Here is a 24,951-nt window from a genome sequence, read left to right as displayed (position 1 = left end):
GCGCCCGTTCCGGGACGAGGACGCGCCCGCGCTGATCGCGATCCACCGCGACGAGACGCTGCGCCGCTTCACCCGGACCCCGGTCACCGACCCGGCCGAGGCCGCCCGCTGGCTCGACCTGCAGCGCCGCGGCTGGGCGGAGGGCCACCGGTACAGCTTCGCCGTCCTGGAACGCCGTGACGGCCGGGACGACGGCCGGGCCGAAGGCTCGGACGACGCCCGAGTCGACGATCGGGCCGACGCCCCGGCCGAGCTGGTCGCCAACGTGGTGCTCAAGCGCGCCGAGCCCGGTGGGCCGGCGGCCGAGGTGGGGTACTGGACGGCCGCCGCCGCCCGCGGCCGGGGCGTGGCCCCGCGCGCGCTGGAGGTGCTCACCGGCTGGGCGTTCGCCGCCTTCGCCGCCGACGGGCTGGTCCGGCTCGATCTGCTGCACCAGGTGGACAACACGGCGTCCTGCCGGGTCGCGGAGAAGACCGGGTACGGCTTCCGGTCCGTGCTCCCGGCCCTGCCGCCGGAGTTCCCGCTGGACGGTCACCTCCACAGCCGCTCCGCATAATCGCTGGACCGGCAGGCGGCGCCGGGCCAGAGTGGCCGGCATGGCTTCTCTTGTACGACACACGACGATCGACTGCGCCGACGCCTACCGCCTGGCGCAGTTCTGGGCCGAGGTGCTGGACGCCAAGGTGAGTGACGACGACAACCCGGGTGACCCGGAGGCGCTGGTGCAGACGGCCGGCGCCGGGCTGCTCTTCATCCAGGTGCCCGAGGGCAAGTCGGTGAAGAACCGCGTCCACCTGGACATCCAGCCGCAGGACCGCACCCGGGACGAGGAGGTCGAACGTCTGCTGGCGCTCGGCGCCACGCTCCACGGTGACCACCGCACCCCGGACGGCAAGGGCTGGGTGACCCTGCTCGACATCGAGGGCAACGAGTTCTGCGTCGAGCGGAGCGAGGCCGAGCGGGCCGCCACCGCCTGAGGCGGCGCTGCCGCCGGCCACCGCCGCCGGCCGCCAGCCCTCGGGCACGGCCGCCCGCCGGGTCCACGAGGCCTTGCGCGGGCGGCCGTTCGGCTCCCCGCCCGGTGTGCCGGAGCAGGACGTCAGCCGGATCGCCGGGCGGGGCGTCCGGGGCGACCGGCCTCCGGCGGCCCGGTGAGGTCGAGCGGCCCGAGCACATCGGCGAGCGCTTCACCTGCTGCGCCGTCCGAGCGATGGGCGTGCCCAGCCGTCGGTCCCGTCCGTCCGGTCCTCAGCCGAGCTGGATCGAGCGCTTGGCCAGTCCCATCCAGAAGCCGTCGATGACGCTGCGCTGGCTGCCCAGGTCGGCCTCGCCGGCGCCGAGGGTGACGAACAGCGGGGCGAAGTGCTCGGTACGCGGATGCGCCAGCCGCCCGGCCGGGGCCTTGCGTTCGAAGTCGAGCAGCGCGTCCAGGTCCTCGGCCTCCAGGGCGCGCCGGCCCCAGTCGTCGAACTCGGCCATCACCGAGCTGACCCGGCCGTCGGAGCTGAGCGCCCGCAGGTTGTGGGTGAAGAAGCCGCTGCCGACGATCAGCACGCCCTCGTCGCGCAGCGGTGCGAGCCGGCGGCCGATCTCCAGCAGCCGCTGCGGGTCGAGCGTGGGCATGGAGACCTGGAGCACCGGGACGTCCGCCGCCGGGAACATCTCCACCAGCGGGACGTACGCGCCGTGGTCGAGGCCGCGGTCGGGGACGTCCTGCACCGGGGCGCCGGGGGCGCGCAGCAGCTTCCGCACCCGCTCGGCGAGTGCGGGCGCGCCGGGGGCGGCGTACTGCACCCGGTAGTAGTGCTCGGGGAAGCCCCAGAAGTCGTAGACCAGCGGCACGGGATCGACCGCGCCGAGGGCGAGCGGCGCCTCCTCCCAGTGCGCCGAGACCACCAGGATCGCCTCGGGCCGGGGCAGGTCGGCCGACCAGGCGGCCAGCTGGCCGGGCCAGATCGGATCGTCGGCGAGCGGCGGCGCGCCGTGGGAGAGGTAGAGGGCGGGCATGCGCTCGGGGGCGGCGGTGCTCATGGCGGCTTCCTCGGCTTCCTTCCGCGGGCGGTTCCGACCCCGGCCGGACCGGCCGCCCCGGGTCAGGTAGTTCAATTTTGAACCTCGACACCTCGACCGTACACCTTCGTTCGAATTTGAACAACAGGAGTAGGCTTTCCGCATGCCCTCCACGCCCCCCGGAAGCGAACCGCGCTGGCTCGACCACGACGAGATGGCCGCCTGGCGGGGCTTCGTCACCGCGAGCAACCTGCTGAACCGCCGGCTGGAGCGCCAGCTCAAGGAGGACTCCGGCCTCTCGCACACCCAGTACGAGGTCCTGGTCCACCTCTCCGCGGCGCCGGCCGGCTCGCTCCGGATGACCGAACTGGCGGAGAAGCTGGTCACTTCCAAGAGCGGCCTCACCTACCAGGTCACCCAGCTGGAGCGGATGGGCCTGGTCGGCCGCCGCTCGTGCCCGAGCGACGTGCGCGGGGTCTTCGCCGAGCTCACCGACGAGGGGCGCGAGGCCCTGCGGCAGGCCGCCCCGGGACACGTCGCGCTGGTGCGCGAGTTGCTGATCGACGTGCTCACCCGGGAGCAGCTGGCCGTCCTGGCGGCGGGCCTCGGCGAGGTCAGTGCCCGGCTGCGGCTGGACGACGGGGCGTAGCCGGGCCGGGGAGCCCGGTCACACCGTGCCGTCCGCCCGGTCGGCACCGTCCCGGCCGTCGGCACCGTCCCGGCCGTCGACGCCGTGCGGGCCGTCGGCACCGTCCCGGCCGTCGACGCCGTGCGGGCCGTCGGGCAGGCTCCGGGGCGCGGGGGCGCCCGCCTCCGCCGCCCGGACCAGCAGCAGCTCCCGCTCCCGGGCGTTGCGGGTCAGCGCCGCCGCCCGCTCGAACTCCGCCCGCGCCTCGTCGGTCCGTCCGAGCCGGGCCAGCAGGTCGCCGCGGACGCTCGGCAGCAGGTGGTACTCCTTCAGGGCCGGCTCCGCGGCCAGTGCGTCCACCAGCTCCAGGGCGGCCGAAGGGCCCTGGGCCATCGAGACGGCCACCGCCCGGTTCAGCTCCACCACCGGGGACGGCGTCAGCGTCATCAACCGCCCGTACAGGGCGGCGATCGTCGCCCAGTCGGTGTCCTCGTAGCGCGCCGCCCGGGCGTGGCAGGCGGCGATCGCGGCCTGCACCGAGTACGGCCCGGTGCCCGCGCGCTGCAGCGCGGCGAATCCGCGCCGGATCAGCAACCGGTCCCAGCGGGCGCGGTTCTGGTCGGCCAGCAGCACCGGCTGCCCGTCCGGGCCGGTCCGCGCGGCGGTCCGGGAGGCCTGGAACTCCAGCAGGGCCGCCAGCCCGTGCGCCTCGGGTTCCTGCGGCACCAGCCCGGTGAGCACCCGGGCCAGCCGCAACGCGTCCTCGCAGAGCGCGGGCCGGAGCAGGTCGTCGCCGGCGGTGGCCGAGTAGCCCTCGTTGAAGATCAGGTAGATGACCTCCAGCACGGAGCAGAGCCGGGCCTCCCGGTCCTCGCCGTACGGAACCTCGAACGGGACGTTCGCCCTGGCGAGCGCGCGCTTCGCCCGGACGATCCGCTGGGCGACGGTCGGTTCGGCGGCGAGGAAGGCACGGGCGATCTCCTGGGTGGTCAGCCCGCCCAGCAGCCGAAGGGTCAGGGCGATCCGGGCGTCGGCCGCCAGCACCGGATGGCAGGCCGTGAAGATCAGCCGCAGCAGGTCGTCGTCGATGTCGTCCGGCTCGACCGGCTCCGGCGGCGGCACGTCCTCCAGCGACCGCCCGACCTCGGCGAGCTTGCGCGCGTACGTCTCGCGGCGGCGGACCAGGTCGATCGCGCGGTGCTTGGCCGTCGTCATCAGCCAGGCGCCCGGCCGGTCCGGCACGCCCTGCTCCGGCCACTGCTCCAGGGCGGCGACCAGGGCGTCCTGGGCCAGCTCCTCGGCGATGCCCACGTCCCGCACGATGCGGGTGACTCCGGCGATGATCCGGGCGGACTCGATCCGGAACACCGCCTCGACCGCCACGGCCGCGTCGCTCTCGCTCACGGCCACTCATCAGAGCAGCTGTCCGGGGGCGAGGCAAACGCGGACGCGGCGGGTCGGGGCGGGGGCGGGGGCGATCGAACCGGATCAGGCGGCGTCAGGGGGTTTCAGGCGGTGCCGGACGGTTTCGGGCGGTCCGGGAACGGCCGGGACGGTTCGGCCCGGGCGGGAGCGTTCCGCGGGGCCGGGCCCGCTCAGGCCTCCGGCGGGGTGGCGGCCTCGTCGATCTGGCGCAGTTCGGCGCCGACCTTCCAGCTTTCCGGGTGGGTCTGCAGGAACCGCTTGGTCCACTCCACCGCCTCGGCCATGTCCTTGCACTGCATGATGGCGTAGCCGCCGACGACCTCCTTGGTCTCGGTGAACGGGCCGTCGGTGAAGCTCAGCTTCCCGCCCTCCCAGGTGATCCTGGTGCCCTCGGAGGTGGGCAGCAGGCCGGCGGTGTCGAGCATGACCCCCGCCTTGGTGATCTCCTCGAACAGTGCGCCCATCCGCTGCTCGAACCCGGGGTCCGCCGCCTGGATGTCGGGGGCGTTCTGCTCGTCGATGCGGATCAGCGACATGAAGCGCGGCATGGTGACTCCTCGGTCCGGAGGCGGGGCCTCTCCCCGCCTCTCACCCCTGCGTCGAACTGGTGGCGGCCGGATCGACAGCCGCGCCGAAATTCTTCCGGGGGATTGCCGGTCGGGCCACCGGGGCGGGCCGGCCCGCCCGACCGCGCCCGGCCCGAGGTTCATTACACGCTGAATTCAGCCACGGCTGTACTGTGGAGTCATGGAACCCACCGTCGAGCCCGCCCGGAATCCCCACCTCCCCGCCGAGGCGCAGGAGGCGGCCATGGAACGGGTCGGCAAGGCCCTTGCCGACACCAGCCGGCGCCGCATCCTGCTCGCCCTTCTCGACGCCCCGCACTACCCGGCCGACCTCGCCGAGGAGCTCGGGCTGACCAGGGCGAACGTCTCCAACCACCTCGCCTGCCTGCGCGACTGCGGCCTGGTCCGCACCGTGCCCGAGGGGCGCCGGACGCGCTACCACCTCGCCGACGACCGCCTCGCCCGCGCCCTGCGGGCGCTGCTCGCCGCGGTGCTGCCGCCCGACCCGGCGGCCGCCCCCGTCCCCGAAGGCCCCGCCCGGGAGGAGTACTGACATGGATGCCGACCGCACCGCCCCGGCTGCCGTCACCGTCAGCGGCGCCTACCGCCGCCGGATGCTGCTGACCGTCGCCGTGACCGGCGGCGTCCTCGTCCTCCAGGTGATCGGCGGCCTGCTCTCCGGCAGCCTCGCGCTGCTCGCCGACTCCGGGCACATGCTGACCGACCTCTCCGGGGTCGCCCTCGCCCTGCTCGCCGTGCAGGTCGCGCAGCGCTCGCCCACCCTGCGCCGCACCTTCGGCCACTACCGCCTGGAGATCCTGGCCGCACTGGTCAACGCGGCCCTGCTGATCGGCGTCTTCGCCTGGGTCGCCTCCCGGGCCGTCCAGCGCTTCGGGCAGCCCGTCGAGGTACAGGGCGGGTTGATGCTGACCGTCGCCCTGATCGGCCTCGCCGCCAACCTCGTCGGGGTCGCCCTGCTGCACGGCGGCAAGGACCGCAGCCTCAACCTGCGCGGCGCCTACCTGGAGGTGCTCGGCGACGCCCTCGGCTCGGTCGCGGCGATCGCGGCCGCGGTCGTCATCCAGCTCACCGGCTGGCAGTACGCGGACCCGATCGCCTCGCTCCTGATCGGCGCGATGATCCTGCCCCGGGCCTACCTGCTGGGCCGGGACGCCCTGCGCGTCCTGCTGGAGGCCACGCCCGAGGACGTCGACCTCGCCGAACTGCGGAGCCACCTCCTCGCCGAGGACGGCGTGCACGAGGTCCACGACCTGCACGCCTGGACGATCACTTCGGGCATGCCCGTCCTCACCGCCCACGTGGTCGCGGACGGTGGTCCGGGCGACCTGCTCGCCCGCCTCCGCGGGTGCGTCGCCGACCACTTCGGCATCGCGCACGCGACACTCCAGTTGGAGCCGGCCGCGGTGCCCGGTCCGGAGTCGCCTGGGCCGGAGTCGCCCGGCCGGGTCCGGTGCGTGCAGCCGGTGCACGCCTGACGGACCGGCACCGCCGGGCGTCCGTGCGGCCCCGGGAGCCCGCGGCTCCCGGGGCCGCGGGCTGTGCGGGCCGGGCATCCCCGCGCCGTGCGCGGCCTGACGGCCCTACCGGGCGAGCCGCACGGCGAGCGCGACGGCCCCCGCCCGGATCCGCTCCTCGCCCAGCTCCGGCAGCAGGGCCGCCACGTGCTCGGCCGCGAGCGCCGCCAGCAGCGCATGGGCGTCGTGCTCGGGGTCCGCCGCGCCGGCCGCGGCGAGCAGGATCGCCGTGTGCCGGTGCCAGAAGCGGTAGGCGCCCACCCGGTAGCGCGCGCCCCGGCTGGCCGTCTCGGACATCCGCACCAGGTCCAGGTGCTCCAGCAGGTAGTCGAGGTAGGCGTCCACGAACGCGGCCAGCCGCTCGGCCGGGGCGGCCCGGTCCGCCGGCTCGCCCGCTCCGCCGTCGGCGGTCCCGCCCGGCCCGAGGGGGGCCGGGCCGCGCAGGATCGCCTCCTGGAGCTTGCGCTCGCGGGCGTCGAGCAGGGCCACGCCCAGGCCCGCCTTGTCGCCGAAGCGGCGGAAGAGCGTGCCCTTGCCGACTCCGGCCGCGGCCGCCACCTGGTCCATCGAGACGGCCTCCACCCCGTGCTCGGCGAACAGCCGGGCGGCGGCCTCCAGTACGGCCGCCCGGTTGCGCGCGGCGTCGGCCCGTTCGCCGGGCGGCGGGGTGCGCAGCAGTTCCAGCGGCACCGCCTCGCCGCCCGCCGGGGGGATTGCAGAAGCGGACCGCGGTCCGTTATCGTCGTGAGCCATAACCGGACTATAGTCCGAATCGACTCCTCAGGAGGCAGCGTCATGACCGCGCTCATCACCCGGGACGAACTGGCGGCGGCGATCGAGGCGGGGTCCGTGACCGTCGTCGACGCGCTCGGGGGCGAGTACTACGCCCAGCAGCACCTGCCCGGCGCCGTCGCGCTGGTGCGGGCCGACGTCGACCGGCTGGCACCCGCCCTGCTCCCGGACCGCGACGCCGCGATCGTCACCTACTGCTCCAACCCGGCCTGCCCCAACAGCGGCCAGGTCGCCGACCGGCTGGTCGCGCTCGGCTACACCGATGTCCGCAAGTACCGCGAGGGCATCGAGGACTGGACCGGTGCCGGGCTGCCCGTCGAGACCGCCTGACCCGCTCCCGGCCGGGGCCGGCGGAACGGGGGTCCGCCGCCCCCGGCCCGGCGGGGGCTCACCCGACCGGTGCTCCGGTCGTTCGCGAAGGCCCCCGGCCGGTGCCGGCCGTCCGCGGGGCGCGTCCGCGGGGTGCGTCCGCGAGGCCCGTCCGGAGCCGGGCAGCGGCCTCCGGTCGGGGCGCGGAAAAGGGTTCGCCGGGCGTTCGCCGCCGTGCCAACATGCCCCATATGGGGACGATTCTGCACGGCGCCCGCGTCACGCTCCGGCCGGCCACCGAGGACGACATCCCGTCGCTCGTGGCGATCCGCTCCACGCCCGAGGTCTACGCCCGCTGGCGGGGCGGCGACGATCTGGCGGACGCCGTCGCCACCGACCTGAAGGAGCCGGACACCGAGACCCTGGTGATCGTCGTGGCCGGCGGGGGGATCGCCGGGGCGATCCAGTGGTACGCCAACAACGACGACGAGTACCGGCACGCGGGCATCGACATCTACCTCGACCCGGCCCACCACGGGCAGGGGCTCGGCACCGACGCCGTCCGCACCCTCGCCCGCCACCTGGTGGCGGACCACCACTACCACCGGCTGATCATCGACCCGGCGGCCGACAACGCGGCGGCGATCCGCTGCTACGAGAAGGTCGGCTTCCGGCCGGTCGGCACCATGCGGCAGTACGAGCGCGGCCCCGACGGCACCTGGCACGACAACCTCCTGATGGACCTCCTCGCCGACGAACTCCGCTGAGGAGCGGCCGGGAGGGCGCGCCCGTCGGGCCGCCGGTCGGGGCGGGCGGCGTCGGTGCCCCGGTGCGTCTTCAGCCGCAGCCGCAGGAGCGGCGGACCACGAGGTGGGCGGGGAAGGTGCGGGCGCCCGCCGGTGCGGGGCCCTCCTCGTCCCTGGCCTTGAGGACCAGGTCGACGGCGGCCCGGGCCATCTCGACCTGCGCGGTCGCGACCGTGGTCAGCGGCGGCCCGGCGATCACGGCCTCCGCGATGTCGTCGAACGCGGCCACCGCGAGGTCCTCCGGGACGCGGATCCCGAGGTCGTCGGCGGCCCGGAGCAGGCCGATCGCCTGGTCGTCCGTCGCGCAGAACACGGCCGACGGCCGGTCGGGGCGGGCCAGCAGCCTGAGCGCCTCGGCGTGGGCGCGGACGCGGTCGAAGGGCGCGTGCGTCAGCCGGCCACCGGTGGGGATGCCGGCGTCGGCCAGGGCGGCGGCCCACCCCGCCGTGCGGCCGGTGACCGGGTCGTTGGGGCTGAGTGCGGCGGTGCCGCCGAAGCAGTGCACCTCGGTGTGCCCGTGCTCCAGCAGGTGGCGCACGGCCTCGCGCGCCCCGCCCTCGTCGTCCGCGACGACGGCCACCCCCGACTCCGTCTCCGCGCGGTGGTGCAGCAGGACGACGGGAGTGCCGTCCGCGGCCTCGACCCCGGCCACCCCGGGGACCGACGGGTCCTGGGTGACCAGGATCAGGCCGTCCACCTGCATGCCGAGGAACGCCCGGATGTAGTGCGCCTCCCGCTCGTCGGCGTAGTCGGAATTGCCGATCAGCAGCAGTCGCCCGCGTTCGGCGGCCGCCTGCTCGACCATGTGCGCCAGGCCGGCGAAGAACGGCTGGCGCGCGTCCGGCACGACCATGCCGATCAGGTTGGTGCGGCGGCGCGCCATCGCCTGGGCCACCCGGTTCGGGCGGTAGCCGAGCTCCTCGACCGCGGCCAGGACGCGCGCCCGCGTGGCGGCCGCGACCGGCCGCGGCCCGTTGTTGATCACATAGCTCACCACGGCGGTCGACGTCCCCGCCGCCCGTGCCACGTCGTCCCGCGTCACCCTCACCATGCCAGCGAGCCTACACACCGGCTCTGACCAGCCGGGTCCGCTTTCCGGGAAGGGGCCGCGGCGCGGGCCCGGGGGCGCCGGCGTCGACCGTCCCGCCCCCGGCCCGCGCGCGGGCCCGGCGTCGGTACGCGTGGTCCGCCGTCACGTCGGCGGAGGCCCGCCTGGCTCTTCCTGCTGCAGGGCCTGCCGTTGGCCCGCCGGCCCGCCGGCCCGCCGGCCCGCCGGCCCGCCGGCCCGCTGGCCCGCCGGCCCGTCGGCGCGTCGGACCGACACGCCGTCACGGCACGCAGTGGACCGTCAGGCGACCACCGCGGCCCGGACGCAGAGCACGTCCGGCAGGTGGGAGATCAGCAGCGACCAGCTCTCGCCCTCGTCGGGGCTGCCGTAGACCTCACCGTTGCGGTTGCCGAAGTAGATGCCGGCCGGGTCGGCGTCGTCGGTGCGCAGGGCGTCGCGCAGCACCACGCCGTAGTGGTCCTCGCCGGGGAGCCCCTTGGCGAGCGGGGTCCAGCTGCCGCCGCCGTCCTCGGTGCGGTAGACCCGGCAGCGGCGGTCCGGCGGGATCCGGTCGCCGGCGCCGCCGAGCGGGAAGAGGTAGGCGGTGTCGGCCTGCCGCGGGTGGGCGGCCACGGCGAAGCCGAAGTCGGCGGGCAGGCCGTCGGTGACGAACTGCCAGCTCGCGCCGGCGTCGTCGCTGCGGTAGACGCCGCCGTGGTTCTGCAGGTAGAGCCGGTCGCGGTTGACGGCGTCACGGGCGATCTTGTGCACGCACTGGCCGAACTCGGGGTACTGGCCCTCCTCGGGGAGGAACTCCGCCCGCAGCCCCCGGTTGGACGGCTCCCAGCTGGCCCCGCCGTCCTTGCTGCGGTAGACGCCGCCGCTGGAGACCGCGACCAGCAGCCGCTCGGGATCGCGGACGTCGGTGAGGATGGTGTGCAGCCCCTGCCCGCCGTAGCCGGCGCCCCATTCCGGGCGCTGCGGGTGGTTCCAGAGCGATTCGACCAGTTCGAAGGTCTCGCCGCCGTCCGTCGAGCGGAAGAGCGCGGCCGGCTCGGTGCCCGCGTAGACCACACCGGGCGCCTCGGGCCCGGCGGGCTGCAGCTGCCAGACGCGGGTGAGCGAGGCGCCGGTGTGCTCCGGGAAGCGGATGGCCGGCTCGGTCGGCTCGAACCAGGTCGCCCCGAGGTCGTCGGAGCGCCAGACCGACGGCCCCCAGTGGCTGCTGTCGGCGCCGACCAGCAACCGGACCCTGCCCTCCCGACGGTCGACGGAGACGGAGTAGACGGCGTTCATCGGGAAGTGCGGCCCGCTGAAGTCCCAGCTCAGCCGGTCGCGACTGCGACCGAGAAAGAGGCCCTTCTCGGTTCCGACGGCCAACAGCACCTCGGTCATGCGACACACCACCTGTCCGGCGAAGACGGCCCCCCCGGGACACCCCCTCCAGGGGACAGTCTCCCGCCGTCCTCCGGGAGGACACTCCTCGCCGCGCCGGTGTCCGCGGAGCCGGGTGCCGGGCCGCCGGACGGGCCGGCTGAGTACCGCCTCGGCACCCGCACCGGCCCTCTCACCCGGCCGCACCCGCACCCGCACCCGCACCCGTACCCGTACCCGCGCCCGGGCGCACCCGCCCGCTCAGCCCCGGCACCCCTCCAGCAGCCGCAGCCAGACCTCGCTGATCGTCGGGTAGGCGGGCACCGCGTGCCAGAGGCGGTCGATCGGCACCTCGCCGACCACGGCGACGGTGGCGGAGTGCAGCAGTTCGGCGACCCCGGGGCCGACGAACGAGGCGCCGACCAGCACCTGCCGGTCCAGGTCGAAGACCACCCGGGCCTTCCCCCGGTAGTCGTCGCCGTAGAGCGAGGCACCGGCGACGGCGCCCAGGTCGTGGTCGACCGTCCTGACCCGAAGCCCGGCCCGCTCGGCGGCGTCCAGCGTCAGGCCGACGGCCGCCACCTCCGGCTCGGTGAAGACCACCTGCGGTGCTCCGGCACTGTCGGCGGACGCGGCGTGCGCGCCCCAGCGCGCGGTGTCCAGCGGGCGCCGCTGGGCGCGCGCCACGATCGCCGCGCCGGTGATCCGGGCCTGGTACTTCCCCTGGTGGGTGAGCAGCGCCCGGTGGTTGACGTCCCCGGCGGCGTACAGCCACTCGCCCTCGACGCCGAGCACGGTGCAGCTGTCGTCCACCTCCAGCCAGCTGCCGGGCTTCAGCCCGACCTGCTCCAGCCCGATGTCCGCGGTCCGCGGGGCCCGGCCGGTCGCGTACAGCACCTCGTCGGCGGCCAGCCGCTCGCCGTCCGCCAGCACCAGGGTGACCTCGCCGCCGCCGCCCGGCCGCTCGACCGCGGTGACCGAGACCCCGAACCGCACGTCCACCCCGGCCGCCCGCAGCCCCTCGGTCACCAGCTCGCCCGCGAACGGCTCCATCCGGGGGAGCAGACCCTCGCCGCGCACCAGCAGCACGACCTCGCTGCCGAGCGCCCGCCAGGCGGTGGCCATCTCGACCCCGACCACCCCGCCGCCCACGACGGCCAGCCGGCCGGGGACGGCGGGCGAGCCGGTCGCCTCCCGGTTGGTCCACGGGCGTGCCTCGGCCAGGCCCGGCACGTCCGGCGGCAGCACCGGGCGGCTGCCGGTGCAGACCGCGACCGCGTACCGGGCGGTGAGCAGCCGCTCGCCGCCGTCCTCGCCCTCGACGGTGACCTTCCGCTCGCCCGCCAGCCGGCCGTGGCCGCGGACCAGTTCGATGCCGGTGTCCCGCAGCCACTTCACCTGGCCGTCGTCCCGCCAGTGCGAGGTGAAGGAGTCGCGCCGGGCCAGCACGGCGGCCGGATCGAGGGCGCCGCCGACCGCCTGGCGGGCACCGGCCACCCCGCGGGCACCGGCCAGCGCGGCCACCGGGCGGAGCAGCGCCTTGCTGGGCATGCACGCCCAGTACGAGCACTCGCCGCCGACCAGTTCGCTCTCCACGATCACCGTCCGCAGCCCGGCGGCGGCGGTCCGGTCGGCCACGTTCTCCCCGGTGGGCCCGGCGCCCACCACGATGACGTCGTACTCCTCGGGCGCGGTCGTCATGCGCGGTCCTCCGTCGTGTCGATGGCCACCCCGGCGCGCAGCGCGAGGGTGACGGGCGTGCGTTCGCAGATGTCGAGCAACCGGGCGCGCTGGTCGTCGTCGAGCGCACCGGTGAGGGCGACCCGGCGGTCGATCCGGCCGTGGCGGCCGTCCGTCTCGTAGCCGAGCCTGACCCGGACGGACTCCAACGACCACTCCTTGCGCTCCGCGTACATGCGCAGGGTGATCGCCGTGCAGGAGCCGAGGGAGGCGAGCAGCAGCGCGAACGGCTCCGGTCCGCTGTCCGAACCGCCGCGCCGCACCGGTTCGTCGGCGGTCAGCGGGTGGGTGCCCGCCTTCACCTCCACGTGGTACGGGGCGGCGGCGGAACTGCCGGTCACGACCGCGGTGGTGACCCGCCGGAACGCCGGCGCGGCCTCGGCTTCGGTGGGCGCCTCGGCGGCGTCCGGGCCGGTCGGGGTGTGGCTCATGGCGGGCTCGCCCTCGCAGGGGGTCGGGATCGGCAGGGTCCGGCGCGCCGCCGGGAGACCGGCCGGCGCCGTGCCCATCCTGCGCCGTCCGTGCCCGTCCGCACAGCCGAACACGCGGACGAGTGCACGGACGGTCAACCGTCGGAGCACGGACGGAACGGCCTCACCGCTGCGGCAGCTCCCCGATCTCCGCCAGCACCGCCGCGGTGTCGCCCGGTCGGGAGAACATCGGCCAGTGCCCGGTGGCCAGCTCGCGCAGCTCCCACTCCGGACCGCCGAGCGCGGCGAAGTACGGGTGCCCGGCGGCGATCAGGGCCCGCACCTGCTCCAGCGGGAAGGAGCACGAGACCAGGGCCTTCGGCAGCGTCTGCCCGCCGCCGGTCAGCCGCAGCGGTTCGGTCACGGCCGCGAACGGGTGCGCGGTCGCCCGCTCGCGGAACCGGGCCAGTGCGGCCTCGTCCATGCCGTCGATGCTGGTGCCGGCCGCGACGAAGTCCTCGAACGAGGGCAACGGCAGCCTGTGGCCGTCCACCACCGACGCCTCCATCTGTGCCCGGTACCCGGGCTCCCAGAGGTCGGCCAGCGCGACGCCGTCGGCGATCGGGCCGCTGTCGACGTAGACGACGCGCCGGATCCGCTCCGGCATCCGGTCGGCGGCGCCGGTCACCGGGACGGCCCCGCCGCTGTGGGCGACCAGGACGACGTCCCAGAGGTCCTCGCGGGTCATCAGGTCGGTCAGATCGGTGATGTGCCGTTCGACGCCGACCTCGGGCCCGGCCTCGCCGGACCGCTCCGCGACACCGGTGAGGCTCACGGCGTGGACGGTGTGCCCGGCGGCGCGCAGCGGCTCGACGACCTCGTCCCACGCCCAGGCGCCGAGCCAGAGTCCGGGGACCAGTACGAAGGTGCTCATGGCAGGTGACTCCTTCTCCGGGCAGCCCTGACCCGGGCCGCCCACCGAGGCGGTGGCGTTGACGTCTCCGACCCTAGGATCGGATCCGGACAGAAGTCGCCCGGATTAGCTGGGGATACCTTGGACCACCCGGTCAGCCGCGTCCTCGCCCTGCTGGAGCTGCTCCAGGCCCGGCCCGGTCTCACCGGAGCCGAGCTGGCCGACCGGCTGGGGGTCGACGAGCGGACCGTCCGCCGCTACGTCGGCCGGCTGGTGGACCTGGGCATCCCGGTCCGGGCCGACCGCGGCCGCTACGGCGGGTACCGGCTGCTGCCCGGGTTCCGGCTGCCGCCGCTGATGCTCACCGGGGACGAGGCCGCGTCGGTCGTGCTCGGGCTGCTGGCGGGGCGGCGGTCCGGCCTGGCGGTGGGCGAGCAGGCCGCCGAGTCGGCGCTCGCCAAGATCCAGCGGGTGCTGCCCCCGCAGCTGCGCGAGCGGGTCGAGGCGGTGGAGCAGACCCTCGGGCTGACCTCGGCGCCGGCGGCCGGTCCGAACCCGGCGGCGGCCGCCCTGTTCGCGCTCGCCGAGGCGGCCCGCCGCCGGCGCCGGGTCCACCTCGCCTACCGGGACCGGCACGGCGTGCCGACCGAGCGCGAGTTCGACCCGTACGGGCTGGTCTTCCACTCGGGCCGCTGGTACACGACCGGGCTGGACCACCGCAGCGGCGAGCAGCGCACGTTCCGGCTGGACCGGATCGGGTCGGCCGAGCTGCGCGAGGCGGCATTCGAGCCGCCGGAGGACTTCGACCCGGTCCAGCGGGTGATGGAGTCGCTGGCCTCGGTGCCGTGGACGCACCAGGTGGAGGTCGTGCTCACCATGACGCCCGCCGAGGCCCGCCATCGCATCCCGCCCGCTGCGGGGACGCTCACCGCGACCGGCGACGGCCGCGTCCTGCTGCGGGCCAGGGCGCAGAACCTCGACGGGGTGGCCCTGATGCTGGCCGGCCTCGGCCATCCGTTCACCGTGGTGCGGCCGGACGCCCTGCGCGACGAGGTGCGCGCCCTGGCCGCCCGGCTCGCGGCGTGGAGCGCGGAGGCTGCGCGGGAGTAGGTCCGAGGAGAGGATCCGCAGGGGCATGGCTGCCGCCGGCTCCGTCGGGCCCTCCGCGCCCCGCCCCCGTCAGAGCACCGCGGGCAGCCGCTCGTCCGGTCCCGCCGGCCGCTCGGCGGAGGCGTCGTCGCGCATCAACCGCTGCGGCCGCCGCACCAGCAGGTAGCCGACGCCCGCCAGGGTCACCAGCCCGGTGCCGAGCAGCGCGGCCCACACCTGGTACCAGGGGGCGCCGGGCGGCGCGAGGACGGTGCGCGGCCAGCAGATGTTGACCACCTCCAGTCCGGTCCACACCACCGCCAGGGCGTTGACCGCGGTGCCGAGCCGCCCGTAGGAGACCGGGCCGCAGGGGCGCCAGCCGGTGCGCAGCCGGGCGAGCAGGGCGGCCAGGCAGAGCAGGAAGAACGGCAGGAAGGTGGCGGCCGTGCCGAAGGTGATCAGGCTGCCCATCGCGGTGGACTCCAGGCCGAGCGGCAGCGCCGCCGCGCTGACCAGGGTGGCCGCGACCAGCCCGCCGATCGGCGCCTGGTGCCGGTTGACCTTGCGGACCTCGGCGGCGAACGGGAAGACGCCGTCCCGGGCGAGCGAGTAGAGGCCGCGGGCGGCGCCGCCCTGCGAGGCCATCAGACAGGCGGTGAAGGAGATCAGGACGACCACCACGAACGGCTTGGCGGCCCAGTCGCCGAAACCGGCGGTGACGGCGGTGGTCACCGGGTCGAGGTCCTCCCCGCGGACCACGGCGGCCGGGTCCGGATGGGCCAGCTCGACGGCGATCGCGTTCAGCACGACCACCGCGCCCACGCTGAGCAGCGCCCACCACATGGCACGCGGCACCTGGCGACCGGCGTCCTTGGTCTCCTCGGCGGTGGAGACGCACGCGTCGAAGCCGATGAAGGCCCAGCCGCCGACGGCGACCACGGCCAGGAAGGCGCCGCCGGTCGAGATCCCCGCGGTCGCGGGCGCGTCCAGCAGGTCGGTGAGCAGGCCGACGCCGTGTGCCCGGAAGAAGAGCAGCAGCGCGAAGCCGACCAGGACCGAGGCCACCGCCTCGGCGGCGATGCCCAGCGAGACGAACCACCGCAGGAGGTTGATCCCGTAGGCGTTGACCAGCGCGCAGAACAGCATGAACACCGCCGAGACCAGCACCAGCTGCGCCGGAGTGGGCGTCAGGCCGAACAGGGCGAAGAACCACGGCGAGGCCAGGTACGCCACGGTGGTGTTGGCGAACATCACCGCGAACTGCCACATCCAGCCGGTCAGCCAGGCGAAGGTCGGCCCGGCCAGGCGCCGGCTCCACTGGTAGGCGCCGCCGGCCAGCGGCCACTGGGAGGCGAGCTCGGAGTAGACGGCCACCACCAGCAGCTGGCCGAGCAGGCAGACCGGGAGCGCCCAGACCCAGGCGCCGCCCGCCACGCCGAGGCCGACCTGACTCACGGCGTAGAGGCCGACCACGGGGGAGACGACGGCGAAGCCCATCGAGATGTTGCCGAGGACGCCGAGGCTGCGCCGCAGCTCCTGGCGGTAGCCGAGGGCGGCCAGCCGGTCGGCGTCGGCTACCGGCGCGGCGCCCGCGGCGGCTACGGGGGTTGCGGTCGGGGAGGTCGGGGGAGCCGGGGAGGTCCGGGCTCTGGAGGGGTTCTCGGTCACGGGGCGTCCACCTTGCCGTCGTCCGGGGCGAGCCCGCACCGGGCCCGACATGGAAAACTAACTTTGTTAGTCCGGGACGGTAGCCCGTCGGCCCGGGGCATCGGAAGAGTCGAAACCGGTCTGTAATAACGTGGGGCGACCGCAGCCGGCAGGGAGGGGCGAACAGCGTGGGACGACCGAGCAGGCCGCTGCTGAGCAGGGAGAGCATCGCCCGGGCCGCCCTCGACACGGTCGACGAGCAGGGAGCGGACGGCCTGACGATGCGGGCCGTCGCGGACCGGCTGGGGGTGAAGGCGGCCTCGCTCTACAACCACGTGAGCGGCAAGGACGAGCTGATCGACGCGCTGGCCGAGCTCGTCAACGCGGAGATCGACCTGGGCCCGCTCGCACCCGCGGCCGGTCCGGACGGCGCGCACGGTCCCGGTGTCGGTTCCGGTTCCGATGGCGGCGCCGGCGCCGACGCCGACGCCGACGCGGGTCGCGCCGGCGGTGCGACGGACCGCGGGAACGACTGGCGGGCCGGTGTCGCCGCCTACGCCCGCGGCTACCGTGCCGCGTTCCTGCGCCACCCCCACACCATCGCGCTGCTCGCCCGCCGCCGGGTCGGGGCCGAACGCCAGCTGCTCGGCTACGACACCCTGCTCGCCGCGCTCGGCCGGGCCGGCCTCACCCCCGCCGACGCCGCCGAGGCCGCCGCCGCGCTCGACTACCTGGTGCTCGGCTCGGCGCTGGAGACCTTCACCGCCGGTTTCGCCCGGCCCGCCGCCGAGTACCGCCCCGGCTACCCGGCCCTGGCCGGCGCGCTGGAGGCGTCCGCCGAGCGCAGCGGGGGGCCGGGCGGGGACGCGCCCGGGCTGGACGAGCGCGGCTTCGAACTCGCGCTGCGACTCCTCCTCGACGGCCTGGCCGCCCGTCCGGCCTGAGGCCGACCGGCTCCGGAGCGCCCCGGCCGGACCGGCCCACCCGAGCCGGCGGCCTCCCGAGTCCGCTGCCGGACCGCCGCCGCCCGCCCGACGGACGGGCCCGGAAACGCCGACTGGCCCGGGCGCGCTGCGCGCCCGGGCCTACCGCCGTCCACGAGTGGTGTCGTCAGGCCTGCGGGGCACCCTTCTGCTCCGCCTCGACCTTGCGCTTCACCTCGGCCATGTCAAGCTTCCGCGCCTGGCCGATCAGGTCCTCGAACGTGGCCTCCGGCAGGGCGCCGGGCTGTGAGAAGACGAGGACGCCCTCACGGATGATCGCCAGCGTGGGGATCGACTGGATGCCGAACGCCGCGGCCAGCTCCTGCTGCGCCTCGGTGTCCACCTTGGCGAAGACGAGGTCGGGGTGGCGCTCCGCAGCCTTCTCGAACACCGGGGCGAACTGCCGGCACGGGCCGCACCACTCCGCCCAGAAGTCGATGAAGACGAAGTCCTTCCCCTCGGTACCGGGGACGATCTCGTCGAAGTTCTCCTTGGTCAGCTCGACCGTGTTGCTCATCTCGCGATTCCTGCCCTTCCGGAGGCGGCGGTCCAGGCCGTGTGCCCGCGACAACCGCCGCCGCCCGCGGGCTATTCCGAAGACGTCCGGCGGCCGGTTGAGCACTCCGCCGGCCCCGTCCGTACAGGAGGGTGTCCGTACACCGCGCGGCCTCCGGAAGGCGCGTCCGCCGGGGCCCTGTCCGACGGGGGAGCACACCATGCACAGCACCAGCCGTACCAGTCGTTCGAATCGCACCGCCCGGATCGGCCGCCCCGGCCGGATCGCCGTCGTCGCCGCGGCCGGGATCGCCGCGGGCGCCCTGGCCGCCGGCTGCGGGTCGTCCGGCTACTCGTCCCCGTCCGGCTCCGGTTCGGGGGCGGCCACCACCGCCCCCGCCGCGCCGAGCGGTACCGGCGGCTCGGGTACCGGGAGCGGTACCGGCACCGTCGCCCTGCAGACCGCCACCGACCCCACCCTCGGCGCCATCGTCACCGACGGCGCGGGCTTCACCGTGTACCGCTTCGACCGGGACACCGCCAACCCGTCGATGTCCGACTGCAACGGCACCTGCGCCTCCACCTGGCCGCCCGTCCCGGCCTCCGGCGGGGCCGCGGTCAAGGGCATCGACAGCAAGCTGGTCGGCACCGTCACCCGGGCCGACGGCAGCAAGCAGCTCACCCTGAACGGCTGGCCGGTCTACCGCTACGCCCCGGACACCAAGCCGGGCGACACGAAGGGGCAGGGTGTCCAGGGCACCTGGTTCGTGCTGACCCCGACCGGCGCCAAGGCGGGCGCGCCCGCGGGCTCCCCGTCGGGCGGCTCGATGTCCGGCACCCCGGGCGGCGGCTACGGCGCCTACTAGGGTGCGTCCGCCGGCCGGACGCGGAGATCTCGACCCGGAGGCAGGGGTGCGCGAAGATGGCGTCGTGACCGAGGAGCAGCCGCACGGCGGTGCGGCCGCACGCGGCGGCGGTGCCCCGGACGAGGACCTCATGCGCGCCCTCTACCGGGACCACGCAGGGCCGCTTTTCGGCTTCGTGCTGCACCTCGTCGCGGGGGACCGCCAGCGCGCCGAGGACGTCGTGCAGGAGACGCTGGTCCGCGCCTGGCGCAACATCCACCGGCTCGACCCGGAGGCCCGCTCGCTGCGGCCCTGGCTGGTGACGGTGGCCCGGCGGATCGTCGTCGACGGCCACCGCAGCCGTCTGGCCCGGCCGGAAGAGGTGGACCCGGCGCCGTTGGAGATGCTGCCCGCGGAGGACGAACTCGACCGCGCGCTGAGGCTGATGACGATCTCCGAGGCGCTCGGCGACCTCTCGGAGGCGCATCGGCAGGTGATCGTCGAGACCTATCTGATGGGCCGCACGGCCAATGAGGCTGCCGCCGTACTCGGCATCCCGGCCGGTACCGTCCGGTCCCGGGTGTTCTACGCGTTGCGCTCGCTCAAGCTGGCGCTGGAGGAACGGGGAGTGACATCGTGACAGCGTCCGAGCCCGGTCCCGGCGGCCCCGAGCGGAAGTCCGGCGGCCCGGAGCGGAAGTCCGGCGGCCCGGAGCGGAAGCCCGCCGTCCCCGGGCGGACGCCCGCGGGCCCGGAGCGGGCCGGCGGCCCCGAGCCCCCCGGGCAGCCGGCCGGCCGCGGGGCCGACCACGTGGACGCCGGCGCCTACGTCCTCGGCCTGCTCGAACCGGAGGAGCGGGCCGCCTTCGCCGCGCACCTGGGGACCTGCCCGGAGTGCGCCGCACAGGTCGCCGAACTCGGTTTCATCGAGCCGCTGTTGGCCGAGTACGCGGCATCCGCCGGGGCCGCCGGGCTCGACCTCGCCGACCCCGCGCCGCAGCCGGACCCGTTGCTGCTGGACCGGCTGGTCGCCGAGGTCGCGGTCGTCCGCCGGCGGGGCCGGGTCCGCCGGCTGGTGCTGGTCGCGGCGGCGGCGGTCATGGTGGTGGCCGGACCGGCCGTCACCGCCGTGGTCGTCGGGGCGGACTCCACTCCCGGCGTGGTCGCCGTCGCCGAGCAGAAGTTCAGCGCCACCGATCCGACCACCGGCGCCAGCGCCACGGTCGGCCTCGGCGGCGCGGCGTGGGGGAGTCGGGTCAGTCTCGAACTCTCCCACGTACCAGGACCGTTGAGCTGCGAGCTGGTGGCCGTCTCGGACACCGGCGCGCGCCAGACCGTCACCACCTGGAGCGTCCCGGCCGCCGGCTACGGCACCGCGGGCGCCCCGGGCGCCGTGCTGCACACCACCGGCGGCACCGGTCTGCAGCCGGGCGAGATCGACCGCTTCGAGGTCCGCACCCTGGACGGCGCCACCGTGCTGGTCACCGTCCCCGCTTACCGGACCTGACCGGGCGGCCTGAGGCCGCAGCCCCGCCGGCCGCACCCGATCGGCGGCGCCGACCGGCCCGCCCGCGCGGACCCACCCGGAGAGGACTGCGGCGACCCGCCCGACCCGCCCGGATCGGGCCGGACCGACGGCCGGCAGGGGCGCCGCTCCGATCGCCGGACGAGCCCACCGGGCCAGCGCCCCGGAGGCGCGGGGGGCTCTGGCCTGGTGTTCCCGCGGGGTGCGGCGCACCCTGGAGGAGTAACCGCTGGAGGTGATCCGCCATGCAGACTCTCGTCGGTTGGCACATCGAGATGGAGTTCCGGGAGGAAGGGGCGCGGACAGCCGCCGCCGCTCTGCTCAGGCTGGGCGACGGGACGGAGCTGCGTGCCCACGGGTACACCAGTCGCCACCCGTCCGACCCGGAACAGCTGCGGGTCGGCGAGGAGATCGCGGCGGCCCGAGCGCTCAACGACCTCGCCTCGCAGCTGCTCACCAAGGCCCACGGCGAGATCCAGGAGGCCAGCCCGATCCCGACCCACCCGTTGACGTGACGGCGGCGGAACGCGGCGGCGCCGCCCGCTCCGCGCCGGTCGTACCGCCCGAGCAGAAGTCCCGGAAGCCGCGGGCGCCGCTGCTCTGCCCGCGCTGCGGGCACGAGCAGCGGGTGGTGCCGGGCGGCCCGCAGCGCGCGGTGCGGGTGGTGCACGTCGGCACCGGCCGGGAGGCGTGCGAGCCGGGCGACCTCGCCAGGGCCCCGGAGGACGGAGCCTGATGCGGCGCGGGGCACCGGTCACCCGGTCCGTCCCGCACCCACCCGCGTGCCCCGTGTCCGTACGGCGGCCGGCGGACGGTGGCCGGCGGACGGTCCGGTCGCGGTTCAACGGTCGGGTGGGGGTTCAGTTCGGGCAGAACGTCGTCGGCGGCGGCCACTCCGGCCCGATCAGCCGCGGTGCCGGCTCGTTGATCGTGATCCGGATGCCGACGGTCCCCGCCAGACCGAGCCGCAGCCGGCTGCGGGCCAGCACGATCAGCGCCGGCATGCCGTACTTGTTGAGCAGTGAGATGCGGTAGCGGGCGGTCGCGTCCGCGTCGCAGACCGCCGCGCGGGCCGGGAACCGGCGGCCGGTGGGGCGGCCATGGGAGTCACAGGGGCCGACCAGGACCCGGGGGTGGCGCCGGATGCGCTCGGCCTCGCCGGAGTGGGTCGTGGTCCAGATGCCGAGGGCGGCGCCGTCGGCGACCACCCAGCTCTGCGACTCCACCCGGCTGCCGTCGTCGCCGAAGGTGGTGAGCAGGAGGTACCTGCTGTCGGCGAGATCGTCGGTGCGGTGGTGCACGAGGTCCTCCCGTTCCACGTCGGGGGCGGTGGGCGGTCGCGGCGCGGCCGCCGGCTGCCGTCGCCGTGCTTCATGCACGGGACGGACTCGCCCGGGTGCCCGTGAGCACCGGCCGGGTGGGTCACTCCATTCTCGTCCACCGGGACCTCCGGTTCGAGGGGGATGCGGCTGCTCGTGGGGCGGCGGCGTCGGGTCCGGTCCCGCGCCCGGGAACGGCGAGCGGCCCGCCCGGGGTCGGGAAAACCGACGGGCCGCTCGCACCCGAGTGGACCCCCGGCCGTCAGTGCACCAGCACCGGGATGTCGTTGCTCTCCGTGGTGCCGGCGCTGGAGGCGGCGACGGTGGTACCGGGGCGCCCGGCGTTGACCAGGACGAAGGCGATCGCCGCGGCCGTCACCAGGATGCCGAACGACCACCAGATCGCGGTCGAGAAGCCGTGCACCATGCCCTGGAACTGCACCGCCTTGGCGGCGGCCGGGCTGGTCGCGGCGCCCGCGTGGGCGGCCAGCCAGGTGGTGGTGGCGCTGGCGGCGATGGTGTTCAGCAGCGCGGTGCCGATGGCGCCGCCGACCTGCTGGGAGGTGTTGACCATGGCGGACGCCACGCCCGCGTCGCGCGGCTGGACGCCGTGCGTGGCCAGGCTCATCGCCGGCATGAACGCGGTACCCATGCCGAGGCCCATCAGGATCAGGCCGGGCAGGATCAGCGCCGGGTACGAGGTGTCCAGGCCGATCTGGGTGAGCAGCAGCATGCCGATCGAGGCGACCAGGAACCCGGGGGCCATCAGGAACCGCGCGGGAACGCGGGTCATCAGCCGGGCGCCGATCTGGGTGGAGCCGGTGATCATGCCGGCCACCATGGGCAGGAAGGCGACGCCGGTGAGCACCGGACTGTAGCCGAGCACGATCTGCAGGTAGTAGGTCAGGAACAGGAAGAGACCGAACATGCCGATCACGGCCAGACCCAGCGACAGGTAGACCCCGCCGCGGTTGCGGTCCAGGACGACGCGCAGCGGCAGCAGCGGCGCCTTCACCTTCCGCTCGACCAGGACGAACGCGGCCAGCAGGACCGCGGCGGCGACGAACAGGCCGATCGTGATGCCGGCGGACCAGCCGTCGGACTCGGCGCGGGTGAAGCCGTAGACCAGGGCGACCAGACCGGTGGTGACCAGCAGCACGCCGGGGACGTCCAGGCGGTTGCGGTTGCGGCCCTCGGCGGGCTCGCGGATCACCAGCACGGCACCGGCCGCGGCGACGATGGCGAAGGGGATGTTGACGAAGAAGGTCCAGCGCCAGTTCATGTACTCGGTCAGCAGACCGCCGAGGATCAGACCGATCGCGCCGCCACCACCGGCGATGGCGCCGTAGATGCCGAACGCCTTGGCGCGCTCCTTTGCCTCGGTGAACATCACGGCCAGCAGCGAGAGCGCGGCCGGCGCGAGCAGGGCGCCGAAGACGCCCTGGAGGGCGCGGGCACCGAGCAGCATGGCGGTGTTGGCGGCGGCACCGCCCAGGGCGGAGGCCAGCGCGAAGCCGGTCAGGCCGACCACGAAGGTCCGCTTGCGGCCCCAGAGGTCCGCCACCCGGCCGCCGAACAGCAGCAGGCCGCCGAAGGCCAGGGCGTAGGCGGTGATCACCCACTGGCGGTTGCCGTCGGTGATGCCGAGGTCCTTCTGGGCCGAGGGCAGCGCGATGTTCACGATGGTGGCGTCGAGGACGACCATCAGTTGCGCGAGGCCGATGAATATCAGTGCCTTCCAGCGCCGCGGATCAGGCTGCGTGGCGGCGGGCAGGGCGTCGGTTTTGGGCATGGGGGTACTCACTTCACGGTGCGGTGCGTGCGCGGTAGGGGCAGTCGGTGTGCAGAGGACCGGCCGCGCGGGGCACGGCGGTCGGGTCATCGGGGCCGGCCGCCGGAGCGGCCGGAGGTCAGTGGTCGGAGTGGAAGTCCTCGAAGGTCGCGGCCCGGCCGGGCAGGACCGACGGCGCCGGTGCCCGCAGCCCGTCCAGGAACAGCTGCAGGTGGCGGTGGACGAACTCGTCCAGGAGCTGGCAGGAGGTGCCCGGGAGGGGGCGGGTGAGCTGGCTGATCGCGATGAACAGGTCGCCGTGGTCGACGTCCGGACGGAGCTCGCCGGCCGCCTTGGCGCGGTCCATCAGCTCCACCACCGCGGTCGTCATCCGCTCGCGGACGCCGACCAGGTCCGGGTCGTGCACGTCGACCCGGTTGGTGAGGATCGGGCACAGGGCCCCGACCTTCTCCTCGACCGTCGCGTGCACGAACCGCTGGAGCGCGTCGAACGGGCTGCCGCCCTCGGCCTGCGCCGCCTCGGCGCCGGCCAGCACGCGGTTCTTGACCAGCAGCGCCACCTCGCGGATCAGCGCGGTGCGGTCCGGGAAGTTCCGGTACAGCGTCGCGTTGCCGACCCCGGCCCGCTTGGCGATCTCGTCCAGCGGCGCGTCCGCGCCGTGCTCGACGAAAGCGTCCCGCGCCGCCATGATGATCCGCTCGCGGTTGCGGGTCGCGTCCGCGCGCAGCTTGGGCGTGCGGGCGGGCTCCGCGGTGCGGACCGGTGTGGTGGCGGCGGTGCTGCTCACTGCGTGCTCCTTCCATCGTACCGGGGAAACTCTCCCCACTTACCGGCGTACCGGGGATGGTGTCCCCGCTTAGGCCTTCGAAGGAGCAAACGGGGAATCCGTCCCCGGAAATTTCGGTCCGGGATGTGACCTGCGTCACATTCCTTTGGGTGGGGGGCGAGAGGGGCCGGTCGGGGGCCCGCGGCCCGGCCCGTCAGACGGTGGCCGGGTGTCGCAGTGGGATCTCGAAGTGGACGGTCTCGACGCCGGGTCCGTGCTCGCCGGTCGGGCGGGCGTCGTGGACCTCCTGCGCGAGGCTGCGCCAGAACACCTCGGCGCCCGGGACGGCGGTGTTGGTGTGCAGGTAGAGCCGCCGGTAGCCGCCCTCGGCGGCGGCGAAGTCGCGGGCCCGGCGCACCAGCTCGCGGGCCAGCCCGTTCCGCCGGTGTCCGGCCCGTACGTACACCCGGACCAGCTGTGCGGTGGTGCCGGACGGGTAGCGCTCCGCGAGCTCGAGCGGATGCGGCGGGTGGGCCGGCCCGGTCGAGTGCAGTGCGGTGGTGGCGACCACCTCGCCCCCGTGCGCGGCGACGAGCAGGGTGTGGCGGGGGTGGTCGAGGTAGTGCCCCTGGAGGTCGACCACGTCGGCGTGCCACTCGGGGACGTACCCGTAGCCGAACTCGCGGTAGAGCGTGTCCAGGATCAGCCGGCGCGCACCCGGCACGTCGCCGGGCCTCGCGGGCCGGATTTCATAAGGGGATTGACGGTGCATCAGCGGACTCCCGAGGGCTGGACGCGGGCGGGTGATCGGAACCCTACATGAAAACGACTTTCATCTGACGCTTCGCCGGGCGGCCGGTCGAGGCGTGTTGAAAATGAAAACGAATGCCGTTACCTTCTCCCTCGGTATGCCGGGCCGGTCTGCCGTGACCGCC

At 75.1% G+C, this 24,951-nt stretch carries 29 protein-coding genes; 14 read left to right on the top strand and 15 right to left on the bottom strand.

All coding sequences use genetic code 11. From position 1 onward, the window contains the following. Both MCM47_RS00865 and MCM47_RS00860 read left to right on the top strand, forming a co-directional pair. On the top strand, positions 1-556 hold a 556-nt coding region (locus MCM47_RS00865), incomplete at its 5' end, for a GNAT family N-acetyltransferase (RefSeq protein ID WP_238739988.1). Positions 557-596: 40 nt separating this feature from the next. Beyond that, positions 597-977: a VOC family protein gene (locus MCM47_RS00860; RefSeq protein ID WP_238739987.1), complete on the top strand. Its 381-nt coding sequence runs from the start codon at positions 597-599 to the stop codon at positions 975-977. Between the two features lie 271 nt (positions 978-1,248). Here MCM47_RS00860 and MCM47_RS00855 read toward each other — a convergent pair whose 3' ends face one another. Beyond that, positions 1,249-2,031 (bottom strand): dioxygenase, encoded by a 783-nt coding sequence (locus MCM47_RS00855; protein ID WP_238739986.1) that lies wholly within the window; start codon positions 2,029-2,031, stop codon positions 1,249-1,251. Between the two features lie 142 nt (positions 2,032-2,173). Here MCM47_RS00855 and MCM47_RS00850 point away from each other — a divergent pair, with 142 nt between their 5' ends. Next, a complete protein-coding gene (locus tag MCM47_RS00850) occupies positions 2,174-2,659 on the top strand; it encodes a MarR family winged helix-turn-helix transcriptional regulator (RefSeq protein WP_238739985.1) in 486 nt (161 codons plus the stop codon). A gap of 18 nt (positions 2,660-2,677) precedes the next feature. Here the strand turns inward: MCM47_RS00850 and MCM47_RS00845 are convergent, their stop codons facing one another. Together MCM47_RS00845 and MCM47_RS00840 are read right to left on the bottom strand one after the other, a co-directional pair. Beyond that, the gene (locus tag MCM47_RS00845; protein WP_374209042.1) at positions 2,678-4,042 is read right to left on the bottom strand and encodes a DUF6596 domain-containing protein; all 1,365 of its coding nucleotides are present in this window, start codon (positions 4,040-4,042) and stop codon (positions 2,678-2,680) included. 191 nt (positions 4,043-4,233) lie between these two features. Next, a complete protein-coding gene (locus MCM47_RS00840; RefSeq protein ID WP_238739983.1) occupies positions 4,234-4,611 on the bottom strand; it encodes a YciI family protein in 378 nt (125 codons plus the stop codon). Between the two features lie 262 nt (positions 4,612-4,873). Here MCM47_RS00840 and MCM47_RS00835 point away from each other — a divergent pair, with 262 nt between their 5' ends. Both MCM47_RS00835 and MCM47_RS00830 read left to right on the top strand, forming a co-directional pair. Then, positions 4,874-5,182 carry a helix-turn-helix transcriptional regulator gene (locus MCM47_RS00835; RefSeq protein WP_238741430.1) on the top strand — a complete coding sequence of 103 codons (309 nt, stop codon included), beginning with the start codon at positions 4,874-4,876 and terminating at the stop codon, positions 5,180-5,182. A gap of 1 nt (position 5,183) precedes the next feature. Next, the gene (locus MCM47_RS00830; RefSeq protein ID WP_238739982.1) at positions 5,184-6,125 is read left to right on the top strand and encodes a cation diffusion facilitator family transporter; all 942 of its coding nucleotides are present in this window, start codon (positions 5,184-5,186) and stop codon (positions 6,123-6,125) included. 105 nt (positions 6,126-6,230) lie between these two features. Here MCM47_RS00830 and MCM47_RS00825 read toward each other — a convergent pair whose 3' ends face one another. Then, a complete protein-coding gene (locus MCM47_RS00825) occupies positions 6,231-6,917 on the bottom strand; it encodes a TetR/AcrR family transcriptional regulator (RefSeq protein ID WP_238739981.1) in 687 nt (228 codons plus the stop codon). Positions 6,918-6,959: 42 nt separating this feature from the next. On the opposite strand from MCM47_RS00825, the gene MCM47_RS00820 reads away from it, so the two are divergent. After that, positions 6,960-7,286, top strand: a complete 327-nt coding sequence (locus MCM47_RS00820) for a rhodanese-like domain-containing protein (RefSeq protein WP_238739980.1) — start codon at positions 6,960-6,962, stop codon at positions 7,284-7,286. Between the two features lie 230 nt (positions 7,287-7,516). Further along, positions 7,517-8,032 carry a GNAT family N-acetyltransferase gene (locus tag MCM47_RS00815; RefSeq protein WP_238739979.1) on the top strand — a complete coding sequence of 172 codons (516 nt, stop codon included), beginning with the start codon at positions 7,517-7,519 and terminating at the stop codon, positions 8,030-8,032. Positions 8,033-8,102: 70 nt separating this feature from the next. On the opposite strand, the gene MCM47_RS00810 is transcribed toward MCM47_RS00815, so the two are convergent. From MCM47_RS00810 to MCM47_RS00790, 5 genes are all read right to left on the bottom strand, one after another. Then, positions 8,103-9,122, bottom strand: coding sequence for a LacI family DNA-binding transcriptional regulator (locus tag MCM47_RS00810; protein ID WP_238739978.1), 1,020 nt, complete (start codon positions 9,120-9,122; stop codon positions 8,103-8,105). Positions 9,123-9,419: 297 nt separating this feature from the next. Further along, on the bottom strand, positions 9,420-10,514 hold the full coding sequence (locus tag MCM47_RS00805) for an exo-alpha-sialidase (RefSeq protein ID WP_238739977.1): 1,095 nt from the start codon (positions 10,512-10,514) through the stop codon (positions 9,420-9,422). Between the two features lie 240 nt (positions 10,515-10,754). Beyond that, on the bottom strand, positions 10,755-12,194 hold the full coding sequence (locus MCM47_RS00800) for an NAD(P)/FAD-dependent oxidoreductase (RefSeq protein WP_238739976.1): 1,440 nt from the start codon (positions 12,192-12,194) through the stop codon (positions 10,755-10,757). Beyond that, positions 12,191-12,664: an OsmC family protein gene (locus MCM47_RS00795; RefSeq protein ID WP_238739975.1), complete on the bottom strand. Its 474-nt coding sequence runs from the start codon at positions 12,662-12,664 to the stop codon at positions 12,191-12,193. Before MCM47_RS00795 ends, MCM47_RS00800 begins: the two co-directional genes overlap by 4 nt. 163 nt (positions 12,665-12,827) lie before the next feature. Next, positions 12,828-13,577 (bottom strand): alpha/beta fold hydrolase, encoded by a 750-nt coding sequence (locus MCM47_RS00790; protein WP_238739974.1) that lies wholly within the window; start codon positions 13,575-13,577, stop codon positions 12,828-12,830. 120 nt (positions 13,578-13,697) lie between these two features. Here MCM47_RS00790 and MCM47_RS00785 point away from each other — a divergent pair, with 120 nt between their 5' ends. After that, positions 13,698-14,666, top strand: a complete 969-nt coding sequence (locus MCM47_RS00785) for a YafY family protein (protein WP_238739973.1) — start codon at positions 13,698-13,700, stop codon at positions 14,664-14,666. 69 nt (positions 14,667-14,735) lie between these two features. Here MCM47_RS00785 and MCM47_RS00780 read toward each other — a convergent pair whose 3' ends face one another. Continuing rightward, positions 14,736-16,313, bottom strand: coding sequence for an APC family permease (locus MCM47_RS00780; RefSeq protein WP_238739972.1), 1,578 nt, complete (start codon positions 16,311-16,313; stop codon positions 14,736-14,738). Between the two features lie 167 nt (positions 16,314-16,480). On the opposite strand from MCM47_RS00780, the gene MCM47_RS00775 reads away from it, so the two are divergent. Continuing rightward, positions 16,481-17,236, top strand: coding sequence for a TetR/AcrR family transcriptional regulator C-terminal domain-containing protein (locus MCM47_RS00775; RefSeq protein ID WP_238739971.1), 756 nt, complete (start codon positions 16,481-16,483; stop codon positions 17,234-17,236). Positions 17,237-17,402: 166 nt separating this feature from the next. On the opposite strand, the gene trxA is transcribed toward MCM47_RS00775, so the two are convergent. Beyond that, positions 17,403-17,993 (bottom strand): thioredoxin, encoded by a 591-nt coding sequence (gene trxA, locus MCM47_RS00770; protein ID WP_255751556.1) that lies wholly within the window; start codon positions 17,991-17,993, stop codon positions 17,403-17,405. Between trxA and MCM47_RS00765 the strand changes: the two genes are divergently transcribed. The 5 genes from MCM47_RS00765 (at position 17,992) to MCM47_RS00745 (ending at position 20,875) form a co-directional block, all read left to right on the top strand. Next, on the top strand, positions 17,992-18,636 hold the full coding sequence (locus MCM47_RS00765; protein WP_238739969.1) for a hypothetical protein: 645 nt from the start codon (positions 17,992-17,994) through the stop codon (positions 18,634-18,636). The two genes, trxA and MCM47_RS00765, sit on opposite strands and share 2 nt — an antisense overlap. A 64-nt stretch (positions 18,637-18,700) precedes the next feature. Continuing rightward, a complete protein-coding gene (locus MCM47_RS00760) occupies positions 18,701-19,255 on the top strand; it encodes a sigma-70 family RNA polymerase sigma factor (RefSeq protein WP_238739968.1) in 555 nt (184 codons plus the stop codon). Further along, complete coding sequence (locus MCM47_RS00755; protein WP_238739967.1) at positions 19,252-20,121, top strand: zf-HC2 domain-containing protein; 870 nt, start codon at positions 19,252-19,254, stop codon at positions 20,119-20,121. Before MCM47_RS00760 ends, MCM47_RS00755 begins: the two co-directional genes overlap by 4 nt. 263 nt (positions 20,122-20,384) lie before the next feature. Further along, a complete protein-coding gene (locus MCM47_RS00750; protein ID WP_238739966.1) occupies positions 20,385-20,654 on the top strand; it encodes a DUF1876 domain-containing protein in 270 nt (89 codons plus the stop codon). Then, on the top strand, positions 20,651-20,875 hold the full coding sequence (locus MCM47_RS00745) for a hypothetical protein (protein ID WP_238739965.1): 225 nt from the start codon (positions 20,651-20,653) through the stop codon (positions 20,873-20,875). The genes MCM47_RS00750 and MCM47_RS00745 overlap by 4 nt, the downstream gene beginning before the upstream one ends. 124 nt (positions 20,876-20,999) lie before the next feature. On the opposite strand, the gene MCM47_RS00740 is transcribed toward MCM47_RS00745, so the two are convergent. The 4 genes from MCM47_RS00740 to MCM47_RS00725 form a co-directional block, all read right to left on the bottom strand. Then, entirely contained in the window at positions 21,000-21,458 is a 459-nt protein-coding gene (locus tag MCM47_RS00740) for a PPOX class F420-dependent oxidoreductase (RefSeq protein ID WP_308222266.1), read from the bottom strand. A gap of 262 nt (positions 21,459-21,720) precedes the next feature. After that, entirely contained in the window at positions 21,721-23,250 is a 1,530-nt protein-coding gene (locus tag MCM47_RS00735; RefSeq protein WP_238739964.1) for an MFS transporter, read from the bottom strand. Positions 23,251-23,368: 118 nt separating this feature from the next. Further along, a complete protein-coding gene (locus tag MCM47_RS00730) occupies positions 23,369-24,037 on the bottom strand; it encodes a TetR/AcrR family transcriptional regulator (protein WP_238739963.1) in 669 nt (222 codons plus the stop codon). Between the two features lie 193 nt (positions 24,038-24,230). Further along, a complete protein-coding gene (locus MCM47_RS00725) occupies positions 24,231-24,788 on the bottom strand; it encodes a GNAT family N-acetyltransferase (protein WP_238739962.1) in 558 nt (185 codons plus the stop codon). Positions 24,789-24,951: the final 163 nt, after the last annotated feature.

The sequence above is a fragment of the Kitasatospora sp. A2-31 genome, assembly GCF_022288725.1.
Lineage (GTDB): Bacteria > Actinomycetota > Actinomycetes > Streptomycetales > Streptomycetaceae > Kitasatospora.
This window is presented reverse-complemented; position numbering and strand designations above follow the sequence as displayed.

Excerpts from the sequence above, each read along its gene's own strand:
- MCM47_RS00860 (WP_238739987.1), top strand. The coding sequence starts at position 597 with ATGGCTTCTCTTGTACGACACACGACGATCGACTGCGCCGACGCCTAC.
- MCM47_RS00855 (WP_238739986.1), bottom strand. The coding sequence starts at position 2,031 with ATGAGCACCGCCGCCCCCGAGCGCATGCCCGCCCTCTACCTCTCCCAC.
- MCM47_RS00850 (WP_238739985.1), top strand. The coding sequence starts at position 2,174 with ATGCCCTCCACGCCCCCCGGAAGCGAACCGCGCTGGCTCGACCACGAC.
- MCM47_RS00840 (WP_238739983.1), bottom strand. The coding sequence starts at position 4,611 with ATGCCGCGCTTCATGTCGCTGATCCGCATCGACGAGCAGAACGCCCCC.
- MCM47_RS00835 (WP_238741430.1), top strand. The coding sequence starts at position 4,874 with ATGGAACGGGTCGGCAAGGCCCTTGCCGACACCAGCCGGCGCCGCATC.
- MCM47_RS00830 (WP_238739982.1), top strand. The coding sequence starts at position 5,184 with ATGGATGCCGACCGCACCGCCCCGGCTGCCGTCACCGTCAGCGGCGCC.
- MCM47_RS00825 (WP_238739981.1), bottom strand. The coding sequence starts at position 6,917 with ATGGCTCACGACGATAACGGACCGCGGTCCGCTTCTGCAATCCCCCCG.
- MCM47_RS00820 (WP_238739980.1), top strand. The coding sequence starts at position 6,960 with ATGACCGCGCTCATCACCCGGGACGAACTGGCGGCGGCGATCGAGGCG.
- MCM47_RS00815 (WP_238739979.1), top strand. The coding sequence starts at position 7,517 with ATGGGGACGATTCTGCACGGCGCCCGCGTCACGCTCCGGCCGGCCACC.
- MCM47_RS00810 (WP_238739978.1), bottom strand. The coding sequence starts at position 9,122 with ATGGTGAGGGTGACGCGGGACGACGTGGCACGGGCGGCGGGGACGTCG.
- MCM47_RS00805 (WP_238739977.1), bottom strand. The coding sequence starts at position 10,514 with ATGACCGAGGTGCTGTTGGCCGTCGGAACCGAGAAGGGCCTCTTTCTC.
- MCM47_RS00800 (WP_238739976.1), bottom strand. The coding sequence starts at position 12,194 with ATGACGACCGCGCCCGAGGAGTACGACGTCATCGTGGTGGGCGCCGGG.
- MCM47_RS00795 (WP_238739975.1), bottom strand. The coding sequence starts at position 12,664 with ATGAGCCACACCCCGACCGGCCCGGACGCCGCCGAGGCGCCCACCGAA.
- MCM47_RS00790 (WP_238739974.1), bottom strand. The coding sequence starts at position 13,577 with ATGAGCACCTTCGTACTGGTCCCCGGACTCTGGCTCGGCGCCTGGGCG.
- MCM47_RS00765 (WP_238739969.1), top strand. The coding sequence starts at position 17,992 with ATGCACAGCACCAGCCGTACCAGTCGTTCGAATCGCACCGCCCGGATC.
- trxA (WP_255751556.1), bottom strand. The coding sequence starts at position 17,993 with ATGGTGTGCTCCCCCGTCGGACAGGGCCCCGGCGGACGCGCCTTCCGG.
- MCM47_RS00750 (WP_238739966.1), top strand. The coding sequence starts at position 20,385 with ATGCAGACTCTCGTCGGTTGGCACATCGAGATGGAGTTCCGGGAGGAA.
- MCM47_RS00735 (WP_238739964.1), bottom strand. The coding sequence starts at position 23,250 with ATGCCCAAAACCGACGCCCTGCCCGCCGCCACGCAGCCTGATCCGCGG.
- MCM47_RS00725 (WP_238739962.1), bottom strand. The coding sequence starts at position 24,788 with ATGCACCGTCAATCCCCTTATGAAATCCGGCCCGCGAGGCCCGGCGAC.